General features: G+C 46.6%; 16 protein-coding genes, 1 pseudogene, 1 riboswitch and 1 other annotated feature. Of the genes and pseudogenes, 11 read left to right on the top strand and 6 right to left on the bottom strand.

The window, feature by feature from the left end; genetic code table 11:
- The first annotated feature begins 151 nt into the window (after positions 1-151).
- Positions 152-1633 carry a Na+/H+ antiporter NhaC family protein gene (locus ACXAGL_RS11215; protein ID WP_474971979.1) on the top strand — a complete coding sequence of 494 codons (1482 nt, stop codon included), beginning with the start codon at positions 152-154 and terminating at the stop codon, positions 1631-1633.
- Between the two features lie 283 nt (positions 1634-1916).
- On the opposite strand, the gene ACXAGL_RS11220 is transcribed toward ACXAGL_RS11215, so the two are convergent.
- Entirely contained in the window at positions 1917-2399 is a 483-nt protein-coding gene (locus ACXAGL_RS11220) for a DinB family protein (protein ID WP_474971978.1), read from the bottom strand.
- Positions 2400-2585: 186 nt separating this feature from the next.
- Between ACXAGL_RS11220 and ACXAGL_RS11225 the strand changes: the two genes are divergently transcribed.
- From ACXAGL_RS11225 to ACXAGL_RS11240, 4 genes are all read left to right on the top strand, one after another.
- Positions 2586-3278 carry an AIM24 family protein gene (locus tag ACXAGL_RS11225; protein WP_474971977.1) on the top strand — a complete coding sequence of 231 codons (693 nt, stop codon included), beginning with the start codon at positions 2586-2588 and terminating at the stop codon, positions 3276-3278.
- Between the two features lie 139 nt (positions 3279-3417).
- Positions 3418-3538: riboswitch (SAM riboswitch) on the top strand.
- Positions 3539-3660: 122 nt separating this feature from the next.
- Positions 3661-4134 carry a peptide-methionine (S)-S-oxide reductase MsrA gene (gene msrA / locus ACXAGL_RS11230; protein WP_474967531.1) on the top strand — a complete coding sequence of 158 codons (474 nt, stop codon included), beginning with the start codon at positions 3661-3663 and terminating at the stop codon, positions 4132-4134.
- Positions 4135-4562: 428 nt separating this feature from the next.
- Positions 4563-5678, top strand: coding sequence for an ethanolamine utilization protein EutH (gene eutH, locus ACXAGL_RS11235; protein WP_474991204.1), 1116 nt, complete (start codon positions 4563-4565; stop codon positions 5676-5678).
- A gap of 25 nt (positions 5679-5703) precedes the next feature.
- Complete coding sequence (locus ACXAGL_RS11240; protein ID WP_474967533.1) at positions 5704-6357, top strand: peroxiredoxin-like family protein; 654 nt, start codon at positions 5704-5706, stop codon at positions 6355-6357.
- Positions 6358-6397: 40 nt separating this feature from the next.
- Here ACXAGL_RS11240 and ACXAGL_RS11245 read toward each other — a convergent pair whose 3' ends face one another.
- The 4 genes from ACXAGL_RS11245 to argS all read right to left on the bottom strand — a co-directional run bounded on the left by ACXAGL_RS11245 (position 6398) and on the right by argS (position 9531).
- Positions 6398-6652, bottom strand: coding sequence for a DUF4190 domain-containing protein (locus ACXAGL_RS11245; protein WP_474967534.1), 255 nt, complete (start codon positions 6650-6652; stop codon positions 6398-6400).
- A 35-nt stretch (positions 6653-6687) separates the two neighbouring features.
- On the bottom strand, positions 6688-7170 hold the full coding sequence (locus ACXAGL_RS11250) for a ribonuclease H-like YkuK family protein (protein WP_474992365.1): 483 nt from the start codon (positions 7168-7170) through the stop codon (positions 6688-6690).
- Between the two features lie 375 nt (positions 7171-7545).
- The gene (locus ACXAGL_RS11255) at positions 7546-7776 is read right to left on the bottom strand and encodes a hypothetical protein (protein WP_474967535.1); all 231 of its coding nucleotides are present in this window, start codon (positions 7774-7776) and stop codon (positions 7546-7548) included.
- Positions 7777-7851: 75 nt separating this feature from the next.
- Complete coding sequence (gene argS / locus ACXAGL_RS11260; protein WP_474991205.1) at positions 7852-9531, bottom strand: arginine--tRNA ligase; 1680 nt, start codon at positions 9529-9531, stop codon at positions 7852-7854.
- A 42-nt stretch (positions 9532-9573) separates the two neighbouring features.
- Positions 9574-9788 (bottom strand) — a binding site (T-box leader).
- Between the two features lie 699 nt (positions 9789-10487).
- Between argS and ACXAGL_RS11265 the strand changes: the two genes are divergently transcribed.
- The 5 genes and pseudogenes from ACXAGL_RS11265 to ACXAGL_RS11285 all read left to right on the top strand — a co-directional run.
- Positions 10488-11426 carry a polyprenyl synthetase family protein gene (locus tag ACXAGL_RS11265; RefSeq protein WP_474991206.1) on the top strand — a complete coding sequence of 313 codons (939 nt, stop codon included), beginning with the start codon at positions 10488-10490 and terminating at the stop codon, positions 11424-11426.
- A 31-nt stretch (positions 11427-11457) separates the two neighbouring features.
- Positions 11458-11631 (top strand): competence pheromone ComX, encoded by a 174-nt coding sequence (gene comX / locus ACXAGL_RS11270; RefSeq protein WP_474967538.1) that lies wholly within the window; start codon positions 11458-11460, stop codon positions 11629-11631.
- A gap of 70 nt (positions 11632-11701) precedes the next feature.
- Entirely contained in the window at positions 11702-14008 is a 2307-nt protein-coding gene (locus ACXAGL_RS11275) for a sensor histidine kinase (protein ID WP_474991207.1), read from the top strand.
- 41 nt (positions 14009-14049) lie between these two features.
- Positions 14050-14709, top strand: coding sequence for a response regulator transcription factor (locus ACXAGL_RS11280; protein WP_474967540.1), 660 nt, complete (start codon positions 14050-14052; stop codon positions 14707-14709).
- 305 nt (positions 14710-15014) lie between these two features.
- Positions 15015-15151, top strand: a pseudogene (locus tag ACXAGL_RS11285) (transposase); the annotation flags it as partial.
- A gap of 301 nt (positions 15152-15452) precedes the next feature.
- On the opposite strand, the gene ACXAGL_RS11290 reads toward ACXAGL_RS11285, so the two are convergent.
- Entirely contained in the window at positions 15453-17039 is a 1587-nt protein-coding gene (locus tag ACXAGL_RS11290) for a hypothetical protein (RefSeq protein ID WP_474991208.1), read from the bottom strand.
- Positions 17040-17509: 470 nt separating this feature from the next.
- Here ACXAGL_RS11290 and ACXAGL_RS11295 point away from each other — a divergent pair, with 470 nt between their 5' ends.
- Positions 17510-19651 carry a hypothetical protein gene (locus ACXAGL_RS11295; protein ID WP_474991209.1) on the top strand — a complete coding sequence of 714 codons (2142 nt, stop codon included), beginning with the start codon at positions 17510-17512 and terminating at the stop codon, positions 19649-19651.
- Positions 19652-19659 lie beyond the last annotated feature (8 nt).

Consider the following 19659-nt stretch of genomic DNA (forward strand, 5'->3'; position numbering starts at 1 on the left):
TCTGTTCAGATACTATTACTGATCAGAGGTTTCTGTGCTTTCCAGATGATATCCTGATTTGCTTTAAAGTGGTAACAATTCAGCTGTTTATATTCCATCATATCAGGTGGTAAACTATACAAGGTTAAGTAATTGTTGAGGAGGGAATCAGATGGCTGATCAAGAGGGAAGAAATGAAGAAGTCATCGATGAAGCCTTAGGAGAAAAAGAAATCAAACGCCTGGAGTTCCATGGCGGGGTATTTGCTGCAACGATTCCTTTGGTTTTCTTTATCATTTGGGCCATTGTCTTAAGTGTGGCAGGTCTTGTTACAGAGCAGGGGCTTGTCTTAGGAATTGTGATTGGAATCGGCCTCGGTCTGTTCTTTACTAAATCGAAATGGTCAGATTATGCGCAGAGTCTGATTACAGGGATGGCTCAGCCGGTAGGGATCGTTTCGATCATTGCCTGGTTCTGGGCCGGCATGTTTGCAAATATGCTGTCTGCCGGAGGACTGGTGGATGGTCTGATCTGGTTCGGCTTCCAAACAGGGCTGGAAGGTGGAGCTTTCGTCGGTATTACGTTTCTGCTCGCCGGCTTATTTTCCACAGCCGTAGGAACTGGATACGGTACGGTAGCCACGTTCGGTGTGCTTATGTATCCAGCTGGTGTCATATTAGGAGCGGATCCGGTGCTGCTTGTTGCAGCGATTTTAAGTGGAGCTGTATTCGGGGATAACCTGGCGCCTGTTTCTGACACAACGATCGTCTCTGCAACGACACAGGAAGCGGATGTCCCTGGAGTTGTCCGTTCCCGTTTTAAATACTCCATGGCGGCTGCTGTTCCGGCAATGATTCTTTTCATTGTTTTCGGCGGCGGTGGGGAACAAGGAAGCCAGCAGGTGATCAATGACCTGCAGAGCCAGGTGTCACCCAACGGTCTGTTGATGCTGGTGCCATTTGTACTCGTTCTTATCCTGGCGCTGAGAGGCCAGCATCTTCTGACGTCCTTATCATGGGGGATTCTTGCATCCGTGGCTTTCATATATTTGAGTGGCATATCCTTAAAGGAAGTGCTGTATATTCATTTTAATGAAGCAGGGGACCCTGTGATTGAAGGGGCCCTAATTGATGGAATCAGCGGATATTTCAATATGGCTGTTTTGATCCTGTTCATTCTTGCGGCGGCTTACATGCTTGAAGTAGGAGGGACGATGGAAGTGATTAAGAACTTCTTCCTCCGCATCATCAATGGTGTAGTCCGCAGAGCTGAACTCGCCATCTTTGGTATTGTAGCTTTCTTGAATGCCTTCATCACAATCAACACAGCAGCGGAAATTGCAGCGGCTCCGTTTGTGAGGAAAATCGGGAAGGAATTGAATATTCATCCATACCGGCGGGCCAACTTCCTGGATACAGTGACCTCTTCCCTGGGGTATATTTTCCCTTGGAGTGGTGGTGTCCTGCTTTCCTGGGCCACGGTTCAGGGAGCGGCAGACAAGTATGACTTCCTCCCCGTCGTTTCGCCTGGTGAAGTATTCCCGTATGTGTTCCAAGGATGGCTCCTTCTGCTTGTTATGCTGATCGCAGCATGGACAGGATGGGGGCTCCGTTACACCGGGAAGAACGGCGAAGAAGTGAAGCCTGAAAAGTAAACAGGATCGTCAAAGATAGAAAAAGCGCAGAGATTCGTCTCTGCGCTTTTCAACTGTAGACAAGAGACTTGACTTGCCATCCAGTGGATCTGTAGGTGGTGTGCCTGGTCACGTTCCACTTATCGGCGGATACTTACCGCGGGCACGGCCTCGGTTCACTTGTATAGGAAGACCACCCAGCCAAGTTCCTCCGCAGAAAGGGAGTGGTCTCAGTTCCTGAAGGCCCGATAAAAAGCGGGGAATTTCAAGCCAGAGATTTACCTCTGCGTGTTTTTCTACGGGTTTATAAAGCTTCCACAGTTTCTTTCATTTGATCAAGGTGGCGGAGTTCGTGCCAGCCGATGAATTCAATCCACTGCACCAAGTCCATGTCTCCGAAAGCGGGGTGGGGAAACACACGGTTCTTCAATGTTTCTTCATCTTTGTTATGAATGAGGAATAACGTAGCTTCCCTTGTTTTTTTCAATCCATCCTCGGCTTCTGCAATCGTTTGGAACGTACCTTCAGGCCGGACGGACTCAGGGGCTTCCACCTTGTAGTCCCTTTCCGTCGTCCGGTGGATCGGTTTTTCGGAAGTCTGCTGGATATCTCCCTGCTTTACTGCCTGCTTGATCTGGTAGACGACAAGTTGTTCCATCAGGTACAGGTGCTCCAGAATTTCAAGGACCGACCATTTTCCTTCCCCGGGCTTCTGTGCTGCCATTTCGTCAGAGACGGAATGGGCATACTCCAACAGCTGTTTTCTTTTCTCATCAAGACCATACATAAACAGGTCCTCCTCGTCCTTAGGTTGTTTGAATAGATCAAATAGAATCATCATTCCCCTGCCAGGTGGTGATGAAACCTTTCCTCCATTGTAAACGTAAAACGATAGACAAAGGTTTCATAAATGGTCTAACCCACCCCGGGGTGTGGTATAGAACTATAACCTACATAAAAGGAGGAATCTGTCATGGCAGACTATTCGATTGAGGAGTTTATCAGGGCGACGAAACAGGATGATTCAGAAAATGATTATTTTGAGCTGGAAACCCCGCGTATTCTCGAGGTGAACCTGATGGATCAGGTCTGGGCGAAATCCGGGGCCATGATTTCCTATAATGGGAATATCAAGTTTGAGAGAGAAGGGATTCTGGAGCACGGTGTAGGAAAAATGTTCAAGAAGGCGTTGACGGGAGAAGGCAGTTCGCTGATGAAAGCGACAGGGCGCGGACGTTTGTATCTCGCTGATCAGGGGAAAAAGATTACGATTTTTGACTTGGATAATGAAACGATAACAGTAAACGGCAACGACCTTCTGGCTTTTGAACCGAGCATCGACTGGGATATCAAGCTGATGAAAAAAGTGGCCGGGATGGTTTCCGGCGGTCTGTTTAACGTGACCTTGAATGGCAGCGGACGTGTGGCTGTCACCTCCCATTACGAACCACTGACATTGCTCGTACGCCCGGGAGAACCGGTTATTACGGATCCTCATGCGACCGTAGCCTGGTCCGGGCATTTGGAGCCGAATTTCAAGACGGATGTAAGCTTTAAAACGTTTATCGGACGGGGAAGCGGGGAATCTATTCAAATGCAGTTCGAAGGAGATGGATTTGTCATCGTCCAGCCGTATGAGGAGATTTATACAACCGGCAGTCAGTAAGACTTTTCTTTTGCGTGGACTGGCATAGTCATGCTAAAGTGTGAATACAATGATGATACAAAAAGAATCATCATTTATCCTTTACTTCGTTACTGAAACGTAGTATATTGATAATCAACATTAAATAAATAACGGAAACTTCTTATCCAGAGAGGCGGAGGGACTGGCCCTTTGATGCCCGGCAACCATCGAATCAATCCACGGATTGACGAGAACGGTGCCAATTCCTGTAGGATGAACACCATCCTAAAAGATGAGAGGATCGTACGGATTGATACGAACCCCTTTTCTTATGTGGATAAGAAAAGGGGTTTTTTGCATATCAGCATACCCGTCATGGCTCTCGATAGAAGTTGCGTTAAAGGAAAGGGAAGATGTAGATATGGCAACAGCAATTTTCGGCGCAGGATGTTTTTGGGGAGTAGAAGCATTTTTTGAGAAATTCGAAGGGGTAACGGCAACAACCGTCGGTTACATCGGGGGACATCTCGAAAACCCTTCCTATGAAGAAGTGAAACAGGGAAATACCGGTCATGCGGAAGCTGTCCGTATCGAATATAATCCTGCTGTCATTACGTATGCCAAACTGGTCAATATCTTTTTTGAAGCTCACGACCCGACACAGGTAAATCGTCAGGGCATTGATGTAGGACATCAATACCGTTCAGTGATCTTCTATACAGATGCAAGCCAGAAGTACATTGCAGAAGAGAAAATCAAAGAATGGAGTGCCAAAGGCATCTTCAAGCGTTCGATCGCTACACAGGTGGAAGAGGCTTCCTCTTTCTTTGAAGCAGAAGAGCATCACCAGAAGTACATTCAAAAACATGGCTCCGCTGCCTGTTCCATCGGCTGATGAAAAGCCCCTCACTGAGGGGTTCAGCTTGTAGAGAAACCCCTGTTTCTTTACAAGCTTTTTTCTTTCTTCCCGCCAGGAGCGAAAGCCCCTTCCCTTTCCACGCAAGTGCGCAACAGCGCAGCCCGTGCCGTTCTTTTGAATCTGAGAACCTGCGTAGGGCACAAACTCTCTCCTCTATATTCTAACGTCGGCACGAGGAGCGTTCGGTGGTGATGCCTGCGGGAACAGCACGGGCCCAAGTCAGCGGAGGGCGTGCCGCGGCATGCATATACCGATAAGCGGGAAGTGACCCTTCCCACGGCAAATGCACAACTCTAACTGGTTAACACAGGATTTTTCTACAGCCAGAGCCCCTCAGTGAGGGGGCTTTTTTTATGGGGGAAAGTTCACTAGAATGGAGGAGATGAAGAGAGGAGGGAGAGGCTGTGTTGAATGATATCATCCTTATGGTCATGTGCGCCTTTATGGTTCTTGGAGCTCTTGATTACTACATATTGAATCACCGCCTTGCCTTAGGATGGCGTTTTTATGAAGCCTTTATGATGATGGGTCCTCTGGCCTTGTCCATGGTGGGGATCATCTCTCTGGCCCCGGTGCTTTCCAGATGGCTCGCGCCGGTCGTCACTCCATTGTTCCAGGCTGCAGGAGCTGATCCTTCGATGTTTGCTTCTATGCTGCTTGCCATTGATATGGGGGCTTATCCTCTGGCGGAATCGCTCGCGGCAGACAAAGAAGCGGCTGTTTTTTCGTGGGCTCTGCTTGGGACGATGATGGGCCCTACGCTTGTGTTTACCATTCCAGTTGCCTTGACCGTTGTAGCAAAAAAAGATCATCCTTTTTTCGCAAAGGGAATTCTTGCAGGAATGGTGACGATTCCAATCGGTTGTTTCATCGGCGGGTGGACAGCCGGCTATGAACCGGGGTGGATGCTTAGAAATCTGCTTCCGGCCATGATTCTATCCCTTTTCATCGCCGCCGGTCTCTGGCTCTTCACAGCCTTGACCATTCGTCTGTTTTCCTATTTCGGCAAAGCGGTCGAAATCATTATTATTTCAGGGCTTGCTCTCATCATTATTGAAACGTTAACAGGTATAACGGTTCTCCCCGGTATGGCTCCGTTATCAGAAGGGATGCTCATCGTGGGTAAAATCACTGTCACACTTGCAGGGGCTTATCCGCTGGTGGCGTTTATCAGCAGGCACGGCGAAAAAGTGCTCACCCGTGCGGGAAGACGTCTCGGGATGAACGCGGTATCGATGACAGGATTCATCGCATCGCTTGCTCATCATTTGCCGATGCTTGCCGTCATGAAGGACATGGACGATAGAGGGAAGACCATCAATGCGGCCTTTGCAGTCAGCGGAGCATTCGTATTCGGAAGCCACTTCGCATTTGTGGCCGGCGTCCAGCCGGACATGATACTTCCGGTGATCGTGGGCAAATTAAGTGCAGGTATTCTTGCTGTGAGTTTAGCCCTGATTCTAACGAGACAAGACGTTTCATTTTATGAAGAAGAAGATTCTTCGTATAATGAAGATTGAAATTGATCATAAAGGAGTTTTTCAAATGACGACAGATATGCGCAGACAATTTGACCAATACATCGAGAAATTCAAACAGAATGCCTCCCAGGAAGTTCAGGACAAAATGAGCGACGCCATTAATGAATTGGAAGCCTCTGAAGAGGGGAACGGTCTTTCCAAAGGAGAAAAAGCCCCGGACTTCATCCTTCCAGATGCCAAAGGTGGTCAGGTTCAGCTTTCCGAACAGCTGAAGCAGGGTCCTGCTATCGTAACTTTCTACCGCGGCGGCTGGTGCCCTTACTGCAACATGGAGCTGCGTGCCTATCAGGAAATCATGGATGATATTCATAATGAAGGAGCTCAGCTGATTGCTATCAGCCCGCAGACGCCGGATCAATCCATGACTACTCAGGAGAAAAACGACCTGGAGTATCACGTTTTGAGTGATGTTGGAAACAAAGTTGCTCAGCAGTTCAACCTTGTTTATGAGCTTCCGGATTATCTTGTAGATGTGTATAAGGATAAAGGATTGAATGTAGACAAGCATAATGGAGACGATTCCTGGACGCTTCCAGTATCCGCTACCTACATCATTGATACAGATGGTACGGTTGTATACGAATATACAAAATCTGACTATAAAGACCGTGCGGAACCTTCTGAAGTTCTCCAAGAGCTGAAAAAAGTAAACGCATAAGTCCAAAAAGATGCCCTCCATGGATGTGGAGGGCGTTTTTTTATGAGTGGAAAAATCCGAAAAGGTAGAAACCGGCTGCCAGCATCAGCAGGACACTGACCTGGATGCAGATGCCAATGATGGAACAGATTTTTCCTGCCGTCGCAAAGTGCCGGCCGTTTTCTTTTTCCTCCTCTTCGCTGCGTAAGAAGGCATTGGCCATCACGATGCCGATGATGCCTGTTATTAATCCGGCGAGAGGGAGGAAGATGGACATGATGCCCAGTACGAGGGATGTCACAGCCTTTTGATACATAGAATGCTCCTCTCCTCCAAACAACCTTAGGGAGGTTATTTGGTATATCGGTTCGCATAGCTGCTGGCGGCGATTGAGTCGGGCTTGATTTTTGGTTCCATCCCAAGGGATTCAATCCTGGCCACCATTTCATTTACATACACTCTTGTCCGGTTCCGGTCACCGGAACCTATATCAATGTGTCCTTCCATTGTAAATGTCGCACCTTTGTAGATGTGAGGGAGGACAATATCAATTAACTCATTTTTCCGTTCTTCTGTAAAAAGGGAGGCAACCCGCTCTGTTAAAGATGTTTCATAGGAAATCCGCTCATGCAGGGTAGTCATTTCCCTGGGGGTGACTTCTTTGCGGTAACAGGCCCAGGCCCCTTTTCCTACCCGCTGAATGACGACTCCGGTAATAAACAGCGTGCGGGAAGGGTGGACTTGTGAATCTGTTCCTACCATTAAACGGTAATTCCCGACAGGCTCCCGTTTCATAAATGTTAAAATATGTGAGAATACTTCTGCAAATCCCATTTTTTTATGCGTGAGGTTTTGAAACAAATCGAGCTGGTGCACATGTGCCATCTCCTTTTTTATTTCTAGGCAGTGGAGTGTGGGGGATAAGTGTATTCCCTTTTTTCTCCTTGGGCAATCCTTGATTGTCCTGCCGTGAAACTGTCTCCATCCAAGCAGCTGTGACCATTCTGTTATTAGGATATTCATAGACCTGCTTGAAAGATAACATGTTTTTAAATAGAGTATGTGTGCATTCTGCGCAATTTATGTAAAAAATAGTCAATGTGCAGAGGAAGAGGAGTGAAAGGACTGGAAAACCTGGATCCATATCCTGCCCGTTGGAGAAAATGCATGGCACTGGAAAAAGGGACCTGGTGGTGAGTGAAACAGGCCCTAGAAAATAAAAATCCAGCAAAGAATAATAGTGATCACAAAAGTGATCGCGTAGATCGTGGAGAGTAAAGGAATGCTTCCTTGATCTTTTTTATCGGATTTCAAGTGCTGCAGATCCTCTTCCGGGGTCAACTGGTTTTCCGACTTGTCCATGTTTTTGGCAATGACAACCGTACTGACCAAAGCGGTAATCGACAAAACAATGATGATGGCATAGTACAAAGGATACATTGAACATCCGCCCCCTGATTAAAGTCTTACCTTCATTATAATAGAAAGCGGGCGGATGTTGGAAATGTTCCTGATTTACATATGTTCCGGCGCAGCCATTCCAAGCAGACGCAGCCCTTCCTTCAGTACGATGGCAAATGCGTAAACGAGCGTCAGGCGTTCCTGTTGGGAAGCGGAGCCGATAATTTTTGATTTGGCATAAAAGTGATTGAATGTTCGGGCAAGGTCCAGCAGGTAACGGGCAATTTTAGAGGGATCATTGGTCGTACAGGCCATTTGAGTCATTTCTGGAAATGCACGGACCGCCTTTACTAATGGCCAGGCTTCAGGGTCGTCAACCGCCGGCTGCGGAGTGTCTGCCGAAAATCCGCCTTTACGTAAAAGCGAGCATGCGCGGGCATGAGTGTACTGCAGATATGGACCGGTATTTCCTTCAAAAGTAAGCATATCCTCGAGAGAAAATTCAATATCATGACGTCGATCCTGCTTTAAATCGTGAAAAATCACGGCTCCAACTCCGACTTGGCGCGCTGTTTCTTCAGGATTCGTGAGGTTGGGATTTTTCTCTTTCATATTCAAGAGTGCCTGCGCTACGGCTTCCTTCAGAGCTTCTTCCAACAAAACCGTCTTCCCTTTTCTCGTAGACATCTTTTTTCCATGCTGCAGAATCATCCCGAACGAGACATGCTCCAATCGGTCTGCCCACTCAAACCCGGCCTTTTTCAATACAAGCTTCATCTGCTGAAAATGAAGGGACTGTTCACTGCCAACAACATACAGACTTTTTTCGAAAGGATAAGACTGATAGCGGTCGATGGCGGCAGCGAGATCACGGGTGGCATACGTAGTGGTGCCGTTGCTTTTACGGATCAGACAAGGGGGCATTGTATCGCCCAGTTGAACCACATCCGCTCCTTCTGATGTTTCCAACAGACCCTTTTCCTCCAAAAGTTTGATGACAGGCTCCATTTTGTCCGTATAATAAGCCTCACCACGAGTCCAATCAAAATCCACTCCAAGCATTTCATATAACGTGTTGAATTCGTTCAGGGAGGCTTCGCGGAACCAGTTCCAAAGGGTGAGCGCCTCCGGGTCCTGGGATTCCAGCTTCTTGAACCATTCTCTGCCTTCTTCAATGAGGGAAGGTTCTTCCTCGGCAGCTTCGTGGAATGTCACATATAGCTTAGTCAGTTCCTTGATTGGATCAGCTTCGACGACATCTGGATCGCCCCAGCGGGTGTAGGCGGCCAGAAGTTTCCCGAACTGTGTCCCGTAATCTCCGATGTAGTTGACCTTTACGGGAGTATAGCCACACTTTTCCATGAGATTGGCCAGGGCGTTTCCAATGACGGTAGAGCGGAGGTGACCCATGGAGAAGGGTTTGGCGATGTTCGGAGAGGACATATCTAAGACTACGTTTTTCCCCTCCCCAAAGGTATGGCTGCCATAAGCTTCAGGGTCCTCAAGAACTTGATTCAACGTATGTTCGGTAATGAACGAGCGGTCAAAGAAGATGTTGATATAACCACCCTGGACCTCTACCTGATCAAAAACAGGGTGGTTCAGTCTGGAGGCGATTTCTCCTGCAATGATGACTGGTTTTTTACGCATCGACTTGGCTAGAGCGAAGCAGGGGAAGGAGACATCCCCAAAGGATGCCTTTTTCGGTACCTCCAACATGGACTCCACCCATTCGCGTGGATAATCCTCTCCGAGTATGTGAGATATTTGAAGTGCTGTCATTTGCTTTTCCATTTATGCTCCTCCTTTTCCATATAAAAAGGCCCCGTCTCTAAAAAAAGAGACGAGGCCTGGACTCGCGGTGCCACTCTTATAGCTGAATGTAAATCAGCCGCTTGAATTTGATAACGGGGTGTCCCCGGATCTTCCTACGTGTGTTTCAGAAGACCATCTCCAAAGTCCGGTTCACCGACAGAAGGACATCCGGGCTTCCACCACCCCCGGTTCGCTGTGACCTTCCCGCCGGCTACTCTCTTTGTCATTGATTTTGAATAGTTGAAAAGATTATATCGGATTTCCAGCGACGATGCAATGTTTCATGTAAAAAGGGTCCATGTGGTAATGCGGGGCGTGATACGCGCCAACGTAAGAAGCCGCGTTTTGTAAAAATACAGTAAATAGGCCTCCATAACGATCGGTTCTGGAATAAATTTCATAAATTTTCACATTTTAAACTGGGTATATAAACCCTTTTAATTCCCATAAATTTATAATGATCCAGTTCATGGAAAATAACGTGTGTAAAAAGGCGCATATGAATGAGAGCGGTTTCTTTTATCCTGTCAGAAAATGAACCATTCGATGGTGTTTAGGCAAGACTGCCTGATAAGTAAAGCCGGCTTATCATTTGTTTATACAAAACATTCATGAATGCTCGAACGTATGGGACAGCGATGTACGTCTGTTGTGCTGTTTAAGGAGTATTTGAAAAACATCTTTCAAGCAGGAATAGGAAACTTTGATTATGACAAATAGATAACATTTGTATGACAAATAGATAACACTTCCATATAAGCCTGTGAGAAAGTAAATCCATCACCAACGAGCGGAGGATGTACGCATAGGAAGATGGGGGAGGAATTTTCTATCTAATTACATAATACTTTACTACCTTTTGACGTTTATTCTTGATGTGATAGTGTTGTTTTGCAATCAGATTTCGACACATTTTTTGGAAAGGGAGGTGACGTATGGGAATGATTCCGAGTTATTCACCCGACCGTTTATACAGCATGATGGTTCAAGCGGTGAAGACTCATTTGAACGAAGCCGTCCTTGCCCGGATGGCTGAGCGGTTTATCTCCTATAAGAAAGCAGAAGGGTTTTCCTTTTCGCCGTTGACGCAGCTGCACTTTCATATCCATAGCAGGAAAAAGCATGAAGGGGTGTATGTTCTATCGGCAGCTATCGAGTTTTTAATACTGGCTCTCGATATCCTGGATGATCTTCAGGATGAAGATGCTGGCGATAAACCTTGGAGTCAGGTGTCTTCTGCCTCCTCGATGAATATTTCGACGGGGTTTTTGATGCTGAGTATGCAGCTGATGCATGAATCCCCTTTTCAAAAAGAAACATCTTCGGATGCTCTTCAGGCCATGCACCAGCAGGTCCTGCAGGCGGTGAATGGTCAGCACGCCGACCTGAATGAATCCGCTTCTACGGAAGAAGAGTTTCTAAGGATGATCAGGCGGAAATCCGGTTCGCTGATGGCATGTGCCTGTATGGCCGGAGCAGCTTTTCAACAGAATGAAGATCTTTCAAGCGTTCGTTTGTATGCGGAGAGTTTTGGAATTGCGGCTCAGTTAGTGAATGACCTGCAGGACATTGTGCGTTTCGATGCTAAAAATGATCTCATTAACAAGAAGTGGACCCTCCCTGTATTTCTGCTCCTGCGGGAAAGCAGTGAGGAAGCCGGCTGGATACGTGATTACTATGAAGGCCGTGTCGATCAATCGTTTATCACAGATAGGAAGCAGCTTTTATTTGAGTGGGTATCCCGGTCCCCTGTCAAACCATATATCCAGGTGCTGATCCGGAAATATCAACGGCAGGCGTTACGGGAGCTGGACGTGTTTCAGGCAGGGCAGGCTTGGAAGGAACAAATGAGGAAGAGGATTGAAGATTTATAAAAGATGGATCTTGCATAAGGAGGAAACAATCATGCTATTTGAATTGGTTCAGAAGATTGTACAAAATCCAGCGCTTATGAATGCTGTGAAAGAGGGAAAAGCCGACCTTCCGGGTGTTTCTGAAGTGGAAAAGGAAGCCCTTATTGATGTGTTCGCATCCGAAGACCTTCAGGGCATAGAGTGGAGAATGTGTTACTGGAAGTAATCCATGATAGAGATCCTGAAAGCCAGAGATACTCTGGCTTTTTTGACGTTATAAAAGAAAGGGAATGGAAATGGCTCGAATAAAAAGTAAGAGATTTATCTTTTATTTTAGTTTTATCTTTGTTGTTGCTCTTTATTTAATTTTCGTAACGATGACGAAAACATATGTAGGTATCGATGTCAGTGAGAATAAAGAAAGATCCTTGATCGTGACGAAAGTGGATTCGATCGGCTGGGCTGCTCACCGGAAAATAAAAGAGGGAGATCGTGTTATTGAAGTCAATCACCAGGAGGCAGCCAGGTATCACTCCATTCAAAATTACGGGGTGATCGGTAACCTTAACCAGATGAAGGTCATGAGAGCAGGAACCGAGTTGGAATATAAGGTCCAAAACCCGATGAACTATAATACGCTACTTTATCATACCATACTGCCGACGGTTGTATTTTTCGTTTTATTTTCGTTTTCATTACAAGTCTATGTAAAAAAACGGGGGGACCCGGTTGCGTTTTATCTGATCGCCTTTCTTCTGGCTGTTGGTATTGGGTATTTAAGTGCCGGCGCTTCTGCGAGAACGGATAGTCTTGCGAGAATCATCAACAGTTTCAGCTTGATGATGGTTCCTGTGCTGTTTCTGCATTTTCATTATCAATATTTCCTGAAATACGAGATTCATCTGATTAAAAAGCGCCTATTGGCTGCGGTCTATTCCATTAATCTGGTTGTCGTTCTTATGGATATCATATCTATTTTCTGGATGTCTCTGGGGCATTATGAAGTGATCCGCAATACGCAGCTGATTCTTTTTTCCATGGAGATTCTTATCGGTTTGAGTGTTCTCCTGTATTCTTATCTGACCTTTCGGAAAACCATACATAAGTCGATTTTTCAAAATGCGATTTTCGGAATCATCGTCTCGTTTTTTCCTTTTATCTTCTTGACGGCGCTGCCTAATGCAGTTGTCGGCGTTGAACTGATTCCTGCGCCTGTAACCGCGGTATTCCTCATCTTTCTGCCGATCTTTTTTCTTTATCTCGTGCTGACGGATCGGATATTTGATATTGACTTTATTAACAGCCGTTTGCGGTACTATGCGGTCATTTCTTTCCTGTTGACGGCTGTGGTTATGATTCTGCTCGTTTTCTTTACGAATCTGGATGACCTGCAGTGGATCAGACTGGGGATTCTAACCTACGGACTCTTGATTTTGTTTTTCTATTTTGAAGAAAAGTTTTCTCTTCGTTCCAAATGGTTTGGAGATAAGTTTAACTATCAGCTGAGTCTTGATCGGTTTTCCTATGATGTAGCAAAAATATTAAAAAAAGAAGAGCTGGATGACCGGCTGCTCCGTGAAATCAAAGAGGTGCTTCCAGTAGAGCATGCCTGCCTGTTCTCCTATGACAAAATAGAAAATGAGATGAACCTCATTGCGGGAGATGAATCCATCCCCTACCCATTGATTCAGACGTATATCTCCTATAAAGGAACGTCGTTGTCCATAGGAATGCCGTTTCTATTAGAAGATGGATTAGGGTATGTGCTTAGTGAAAAGCATGATACGGTCGATATATTATGGATTGAACAAAAAGTCAACCGGACACCGTTCAACCAGGATGAGCAGCGTTGGCTGAAAACCATCGTCCAATATACAAGCATCGTATATGAAAATTTTCAATTGATTGAAGGAGTGACCGAAGATTTAAAAAGTTCGATCCAGGATGAACGACGTGTACCTTCGTGGATGCTTCGGTTCATGTTTAAGCTTTCAGAAGAGGAAAGAGCAAGACTTTCCGCCGACCTGCATGATTCTGCTCTTCAGGAACAGCTGGTGTGGTATCGGAAAGTAGAAGAAATAGCCGCCTTGGATCATTTGGATCGTCATGTAAAAGATGAACTCTCTGACGTACAGGAAGGTTTGCTGGGGGTTGTCAGTCAGATTAGGGAAACGTGCACCTTTCTCCGTCCTCCTTTTCTTAAGGAAACGGGTTTTGTGGAAGCATTATCCTACTTGATTGACCATTATCGTCAGCGGGAGGACTTTCATATTGACTATCGATATAATCATTTCACAGCTGATCTTGGGGATGAACAAGCTCTCACGCTTTATCGCATTGCGCAGGAACTGTTGAATAATGCGTCCAAGCATTCGAAGGCGGAATTAATTGAATTTGAACTGAAGAATGATGGAGATATGGTAATGCTATCCTATAAGGATGATGGAGTGGGCGTTCAGAATAATCAACAGAAGCCGTCAACAAAAAGCATGGGCTTAACGGGAATCAGACAGAGAGTCAACAGCCTCGGAGGGAGTATGGAATTCTTTTCACAGGAAGGATCAGGCGTTGAAGCCGCCATCTTAATTCAGGCGGAGGGATGAAGGAAACGATTGGAAAAAGGTTGGAGAAGAGGAGAGGTTTGATGGTTTCGATATTATTGGTGGATGATCATCCGGCTATTGGTGAAGGGTCCAAATTAATCATTGAAAGAGAGAGTGATATGGTTGTAACCATTGCAGACAGTCCTGGGAAAGCTTTGGAAATCTTAAGGGAGCAGAGCTTTTCAATTCTGCTGTTCGATCTGCGTATGAAAGGGATGAATGGCATTGAGCTGACCAAACATGTACGGGCTGAAGGACATACTTCGCCGGTACTCATCTATACTGGTCACGATGTAGGTCCTTATTTCAATACATTAGTGGAGTCTGGAGCGTCGGGGTTCATCAGCAAGACGGCTCCGCGGGAAGAATTGATTGAAGCGATCCGTTACGGGGTGAAGGGGAAAGCAATCGTTCCCGTCTCCCTTCTCGAACAACTAAGAAAAAATGAGGTCCGTGTTGAAGAAATGCCTGAACATGAGCTGCCGGATCGTGACGTTTCGGTTACGTCGAAAGAACAGGAAATCCTCAAAGAGGTTGCCAAGGGGAAAAGCAACAGGGAAATCGCTCAGATTTATTTTAAGAGTCCACGAACGATTGAATACAACTTAACGGAAATCTTCAAAAAACTGCAGGTAAAGACAAGAGCGGAAGCTGTGTTGAAATCCAAGCAGTGGGGGATTATCACGGATGATATGGATTGAACCAGCTCAAGAAGCGTCATCTATAAACCTATGGGCGTAGTTTAGGGGGATCTTCTATATATAGAAGATCCCCCTTTGGCTGTAGAAAAACCTGTGTTTACCAGTTAGAGTTGTCCATTTGTTGTATGAAGGGTCACTTTCCGCTTATCGGTGAATGAATGCCGCGGGTACGCCCTCCGCTGACTTGGTCAGGAAGGCCGCCTGCCCAAGTGGTTCTTCAGCCCGTGCTGTTCCCGCATCCTTCACCAATGAACGCTCCTCGTGCCGACGTTAGAATATAGGAGAGAGGGTGTGCCCTAAGCAGGTTTGCAGATTCAAAAGAACGGCACGGGCTGCGTTATTGTCGCTTGCGCGGAAAAAGAATGTACGCGAACAAGCGTTACTGACGGCGGCCTGCCAAAACATGAAAAAGACTGCCCTTCACCTATCCAGGGTGAGATAGGTGAAGGAGAGTCTTTTTCGGTGAAGGGCGGGCGAATACCAGGAGACTCCTGCGGAAAAACGGGCGACCCGAGACCCCGCAGTGTGGGTTTTCACGAGGAGGCTCGGGCGTTCGTCCGCGGAAAGCGAGTGGTATTCGCCCGCACGAACTGCACAAAAAAAGCTTGCAGAAGAACACGGGGGTTCTCTACAAGCTGGGGGATCTTCTATTACATAGAAGATCCCCCTTTTATTTTTCACAGCCTGTCTTTTTTCCCGAGGTCGCTTAGATGCTCGGACGAATTTTCAGCTGTATCCTTCACTTATTCTTTGGCATCGTCCCAATATCGATAGGCATGGACAGTATAGCCCTGGTAGGAGGAATAGGAACGGAATGCCTCATCAACGAGGGAAAGCTGATTCTCCATGACCTCTTCTCCTTCCTCATAGAACGAAATATGTGGGTGGGAAGGATTTTCTTTGATTTCTACGGAAATAAGAAGATCTTTTCCAAGCTCTTCAGAAAAATTGACTTCATTCTCAGCAGCTTGAATGATGCCCTCTGCTTGATCACGGAAGGCCATAACTGAGGTGTGATCCATCAATCCGATTACCCATTCATTAAAAGGCGTTTCCGGGGATCCCGGGGTTTCTATATCATCAAACCACATGGCCATGTCCATACTGGCCTCCAAGTCCGAGTCTTCTTTTGTTTCTTGTACAAAGCGTTCCAAGTTGCCCATCCATTGTTTCAATACAGATGCCTGATCGGTGGACCATGATGGTTCTACATAAGGCTCGATATCCAGGTGGATGCCATCAAAGGACTGGTTTTCGTTTACCTCCTGATTGTAGGATTTCACATAATCCACAAGTTTTAAAATCCGGTGTTCTTCTTCCTTCAAGGCCCAGGAAGGGTGTCCACCCATGGCATGTACTTCGATTCCGGCTGCATCTGCGGCTTCCACGAAGTGGGAATAGGCGCTGTAGGGCTGGGATAGATCCAGACGTGTATAGAGCAGATTAATATTGTTTTCTTTTGCGAAATCCAGGATTTTATCTTTTTCATTGATAAGGGTTTCCGCTTCCCATACGTATGTTCCTCGCTTCTGTTCTTTTTTCATATCCTCTTCGGAAGGTGTTTCCTCCTGCTGTTTTAGATTCGCATAATCATCGATGGAATAACCCGCATAGGAACTGTGCTCCCCAAGGTGTTTATCTATCAGATCGAGGTGCATATGCATACTCTCCGGTCCCTCTTCATAAAAGGTCGTCCAATTCCTCCCTGTTTCTGCTGTCGTTATGCCGATGAGGATCTGTCTTCCTGCCTGGTCTGCGGCCTCTAATTCATTCTCGGTCAAGGCTGCGATTCCATTGGTCGTTTCCAGCGTATCCCGGAAGGCAAGAATGGTCGTATGGTCAAATTGTTGAATCACCCATTCATGAAAAGGAACGTCAGACTGTCCGGGTGTTTCCATTTCATCCAACCAAAAAGGGATGGAATGACTGATTTCAAGTGCCCTGTCTTCCGGGACCGATTGAATCCCTGCTGTGATATTCGCTTTCCATTCACGAAGGACCCGGGGCTGGTCGTCATACCATTCCTCCAAGTATTGGGGCTGGACTTTGAAATGAATACCAGCAAACTGCTGATCCGATGAGACGGATTGGTTGTATTCCATTACCTCATCCACAAAAGCATCATATCTCCCCTGATTTTCCCCCAGGGCCCATGAAGGTTCTCCGCCAAGGGCATGGACCTCGATCCCTTTGCTGTCTGCTTCCTGAATGAAGTCTGCCGTTACCTGTGGATCCTCTTCTATTCCTTTCAGATATAAAACATTGATGCTGTTCTGCCCGGCGGTCTCCAGAATGGATTCTTGTTCTTCGCCGAGTTCCGTTTTTTCCACCCACATGGCCCTCTTGTATTCTTCTGACTCTGAAAAGCCAAAGAGAGGGAGCGAGAGAGCGGTGAGCATTAAAGATAGACATAGGATTCGATTCATTGTTTACCTCCAAGTGTGTAAGTGATGAGTTTTTAACCAGATTTCTGCCAAACGTACCCTTCTGTTTCTTTCTCTTTATCCGGGGGTCCCGCAACTGATGAACCAGGTATTTTTGAAAGCGGTTCATCTATCCCCGCTTCTGAATCCGAAGCCCGACCCCCTGATAAAAAGGGCGCGGATTTTGTCGGATTTTTGCGGAGGGTGCCGAAATAGAAATTCGCTGTTCCGAAACTGGGTTTTCGATGAAGTGTCCGGACCCCCGTGTTAGCGTTATAAACGTAGCGAGGCAATACACTAACAATCTAAACGCTCTACATTAAGTTTGCAACACTAAAAAAATTTTCCCTAAAGCAAAATTTGAAGGAGGGGGATAAATGAGATGGAAGGGGAAAGGGCTCGCTGTTCTCTTTTTTATAACAGTGGCTGGCAGTTGGTTTTTAGTGGGATCAACAAAGATGACGGAAAGCGAACAGCTCCAAAATGGGAGCCAGCTGACATTTCGTACGCAGGGCGAGCAATTCGAAGTCTATCAGGATGAAAGCTGGTCACCGCTTTTTATTAAAGGGATAAATATGGGAGCCACTTTGCCCGGCCATTTCCCGGGAGAACTTCCCATTTCTAAAGACGACTACCTCCGCTGGTTTGAAATGATTGATGAAATGGGAGTGAACACGATTCGGATTTATACGATCCATCCTCCTGTTTTCTACGAAGCGCTGGTGGAATACAACGAAGATACCCAAGGGGATCCTCTTTATTTCATGCAGGGGGTCTGGTCTCCGGTGAATATCATGGATGACACGGGAGATGCTTTATCCAACCGTGTGCTGCAGGCTTTTAAGCAAGAGATTGATCATGCTGCAGGAGCGGTTTATGGAGACATCCGGATACCTGAGCAGGATGGGAAAGCAAGCGGGAACTATACGGCGGATGCCGGCCCTTATTTGGCTGCCTGGCATATTGGAACGGAATGGAATCCTGATCTTGTTCAACAGACTAATGATAAACACAGCGATGATCCAGCTTTCAGTGGCACATATTTTGGAACCACCGAAGATGCCTCCCCCTTTGAAAGCTGGTTAGCTGAACTTTTGGATTACACAGCAGAGCAGGAAAGTGAAAGAGGGTGGCAGCATCCGATGACCTTTACCAATTGGATGACAACCGATCCTCTGGAGCATCCGCAGGAACCCCAGAAAAGAGAGGATATGGTGAGTGTCGATCCCACACATATTGAGGAAACGAACTGGGCTGCCGGCTATTTTGCTTCGTATCACGCTTACCCGTACTATCCGGACTTTTTAAGGTTCACCGATGAGTACGATGACGTAAAAAATGAAGATGGAAAGGTAGATACATACCTCGGATACTTGAAAGATTTGAAAGATTATCATGAAGGACTGCCTGTCATGATCAGTGAATTCGGAGTTCCTTCATCCAGAGGAAGTGCTCACAATGGTCCTTTAGGCCGGGATCAGGGCGGACATAGTGAACAAGAGCAGGGAAAACATGCTGTCGATCAGCTTCACCATATATACAACGAAGAATTCTCGGGGGCTCTGCTTTTCACCTGGCAGGATGAGTGGTTTAAGAAAACGTGGAATGCCATGCCTTTGAGTACAGATCACAGGGAGGCGTTCTGGTATAACACGTTATCTGCTGAACAATCCTACGGTGTTTTAGGCATGTACCCGGAAAAAGCTGATGATGTGGAGATTGATGGTGATCTCAAGGATTGGAAGGAACTGGAGAAGGAAGACGTGGAGAAAATCTCTGCACCGCTCACTGATTTGAATGTGACCCATGACGAAGGGTATGTGTACATTTCCGCGCGATTACCAGAGGACATCGACTTGGAGAAGCAGTCTGTTTATGTAGGTGTCGATAGTGTGGAGGGAGGAACAGATCCTCCTCAACACCTCCACGGCATCCAACTGGAAGAAGGACTGGAGACGATGATACGTCTCAGTGCATGGGAAAAAAGTGAAGTGTTGATCGAATCCACCTATGATTTCCATACGCGTCTCTATGAAGAAGCTTCCGGCAGCGGTCAGGAGGGAACCTTCCAACCTTGGAAAATGGCTGTCAGTCTACCATTGAGGCATCCTTTGACAAAAGAGGAAATTCCATTTGAAGCCGTAGAGGTGGGACAGATGGACCGCGCTTCCCTTGTGAATCAGGCAGAGGCCGACTGGGAAATCAAAGGCCGTGTGCTGGAGATGAAAATCCCCTGGGGACTGTTAGGGTTCTCAGATCCGAGTACAAAAAAGGCGGTCGGTTATCCTTCTTCTGAGCAGATGGAAGGGGATCTTCCTAAAGAGACGGTGGATGGCATCCGCCTCCTCCCCTGGATCTATGATAAAGAATCAGAGGAGATCCGTGGGGTAAGCAGCTCAGTTTCTACAGAGCCGTACCCGATCTACGAATGGAAGGAATGGCAGGAAACAGCGTATGAAGAAAAAAGAAAGGCGAGCTATTACATGATGAAAGAAGCCTTACAGGGATTGGAACAATAAGGAAGGAG

It is taken from the genome of Halobacillus sp. ABA4_118 (assembly GCF_056160205.1).

What these genes read in the sequence shown, in the direction of transcription:
- ACXAGL_RS11215 (WP_474971979.1), top strand. Translation starts at nt 152, where the DNA reads ATGGCTGATCAAGAGGGAAGAAATGAAGAAGTCATCGATGAAGCCTTA.
- ACXAGL_RS11220 (WP_474971978.1), bottom strand. Translation starts at nt 2,399, where the DNA reads ATGTATGGTCTTGATGAGAAAAGAAAACAGCTGTTGGAGTATGCCCAT.
- ACXAGL_RS11225 (WP_474971977.1), top strand. Translation starts at nt 2,586, where the DNA reads ATGGCAGACTATTCGATTGAGGAGTTTATCAGGGCGACGAAACAGGAT.
- msrA (WP_474967531.1), top strand. Translation starts at nt 3,661, where the DNA reads ATGGCAACAGCAATTTTCGGCGCAGGATGTTTTTGGGGAGTAGAAGCA.
- ACXAGL_RS11240 (WP_474967533.1), top strand. Translation starts at nt 5,704, where the DNA reads ATGACGACAGATATGCGCAGACAATTTGACCAATACATCGAGAAATTC.
- ACXAGL_RS11245 (WP_474967534.1), bottom strand. Translation starts at nt 6,652, where the DNA reads ATGTATCAAAAGGCTGTGACATCCCTCGTACTGGGCATCATGTCCATC.
- ACXAGL_RS11250 (WP_474992365.1), bottom strand. Translation starts at nt 7,170, where the DNA reads ATGGGATTTGCAGAAGTATTCTCACATATTTTAACATTTATGAAACGG.
- ACXAGL_RS11255 (WP_474967535.1), bottom strand. Translation starts at nt 7,776, where the DNA reads ATGTATCCTTTGTACTATGCCATCATCATTGTTTTGTCGATTACCGCT.
- argS (WP_474991205.1), bottom strand. Translation starts at nt 9,531, where the DNA reads ATGGAAAAGCAAATGACAGCACTTCAAATATCTCACATACTCGGAGAG.
- ACXAGL_RS11265 (WP_474991206.1), top strand. Translation starts at nt 10,488, where the DNA reads ATGGGAATGATTCCGAGTTATTCACCCGACCGTTTATACAGCATGATG.
- comX (WP_474967538.1), top strand. Translation starts at nt 11,458, where the DNA reads ATGCTATTTGAATTGGTTCAGAAGATTGTACAAAATCCAGCGCTTATG.
- ACXAGL_RS11275 (WP_474991207.1), top strand. Translation starts at nt 11,702, where the DNA reads ATGGCTCGAATAAAAAGTAAGAGATTTATCTTTTATTTTAGTTTTATC.
- ACXAGL_RS11280 (WP_474967540.1), top strand. Translation starts at nt 14,050, where the DNA reads ATGGTTTCGATATTATTGGTGGATGATCATCCGGCTATTGGTGAAGGG.
- ACXAGL_RS11295 (WP_474991209.1), top strand. Translation starts at nt 17,510, where the DNA reads ATGAGATGGAAGGGGAAAGGGCTCGCTGTTCTCTTTTTTATAACAGTG.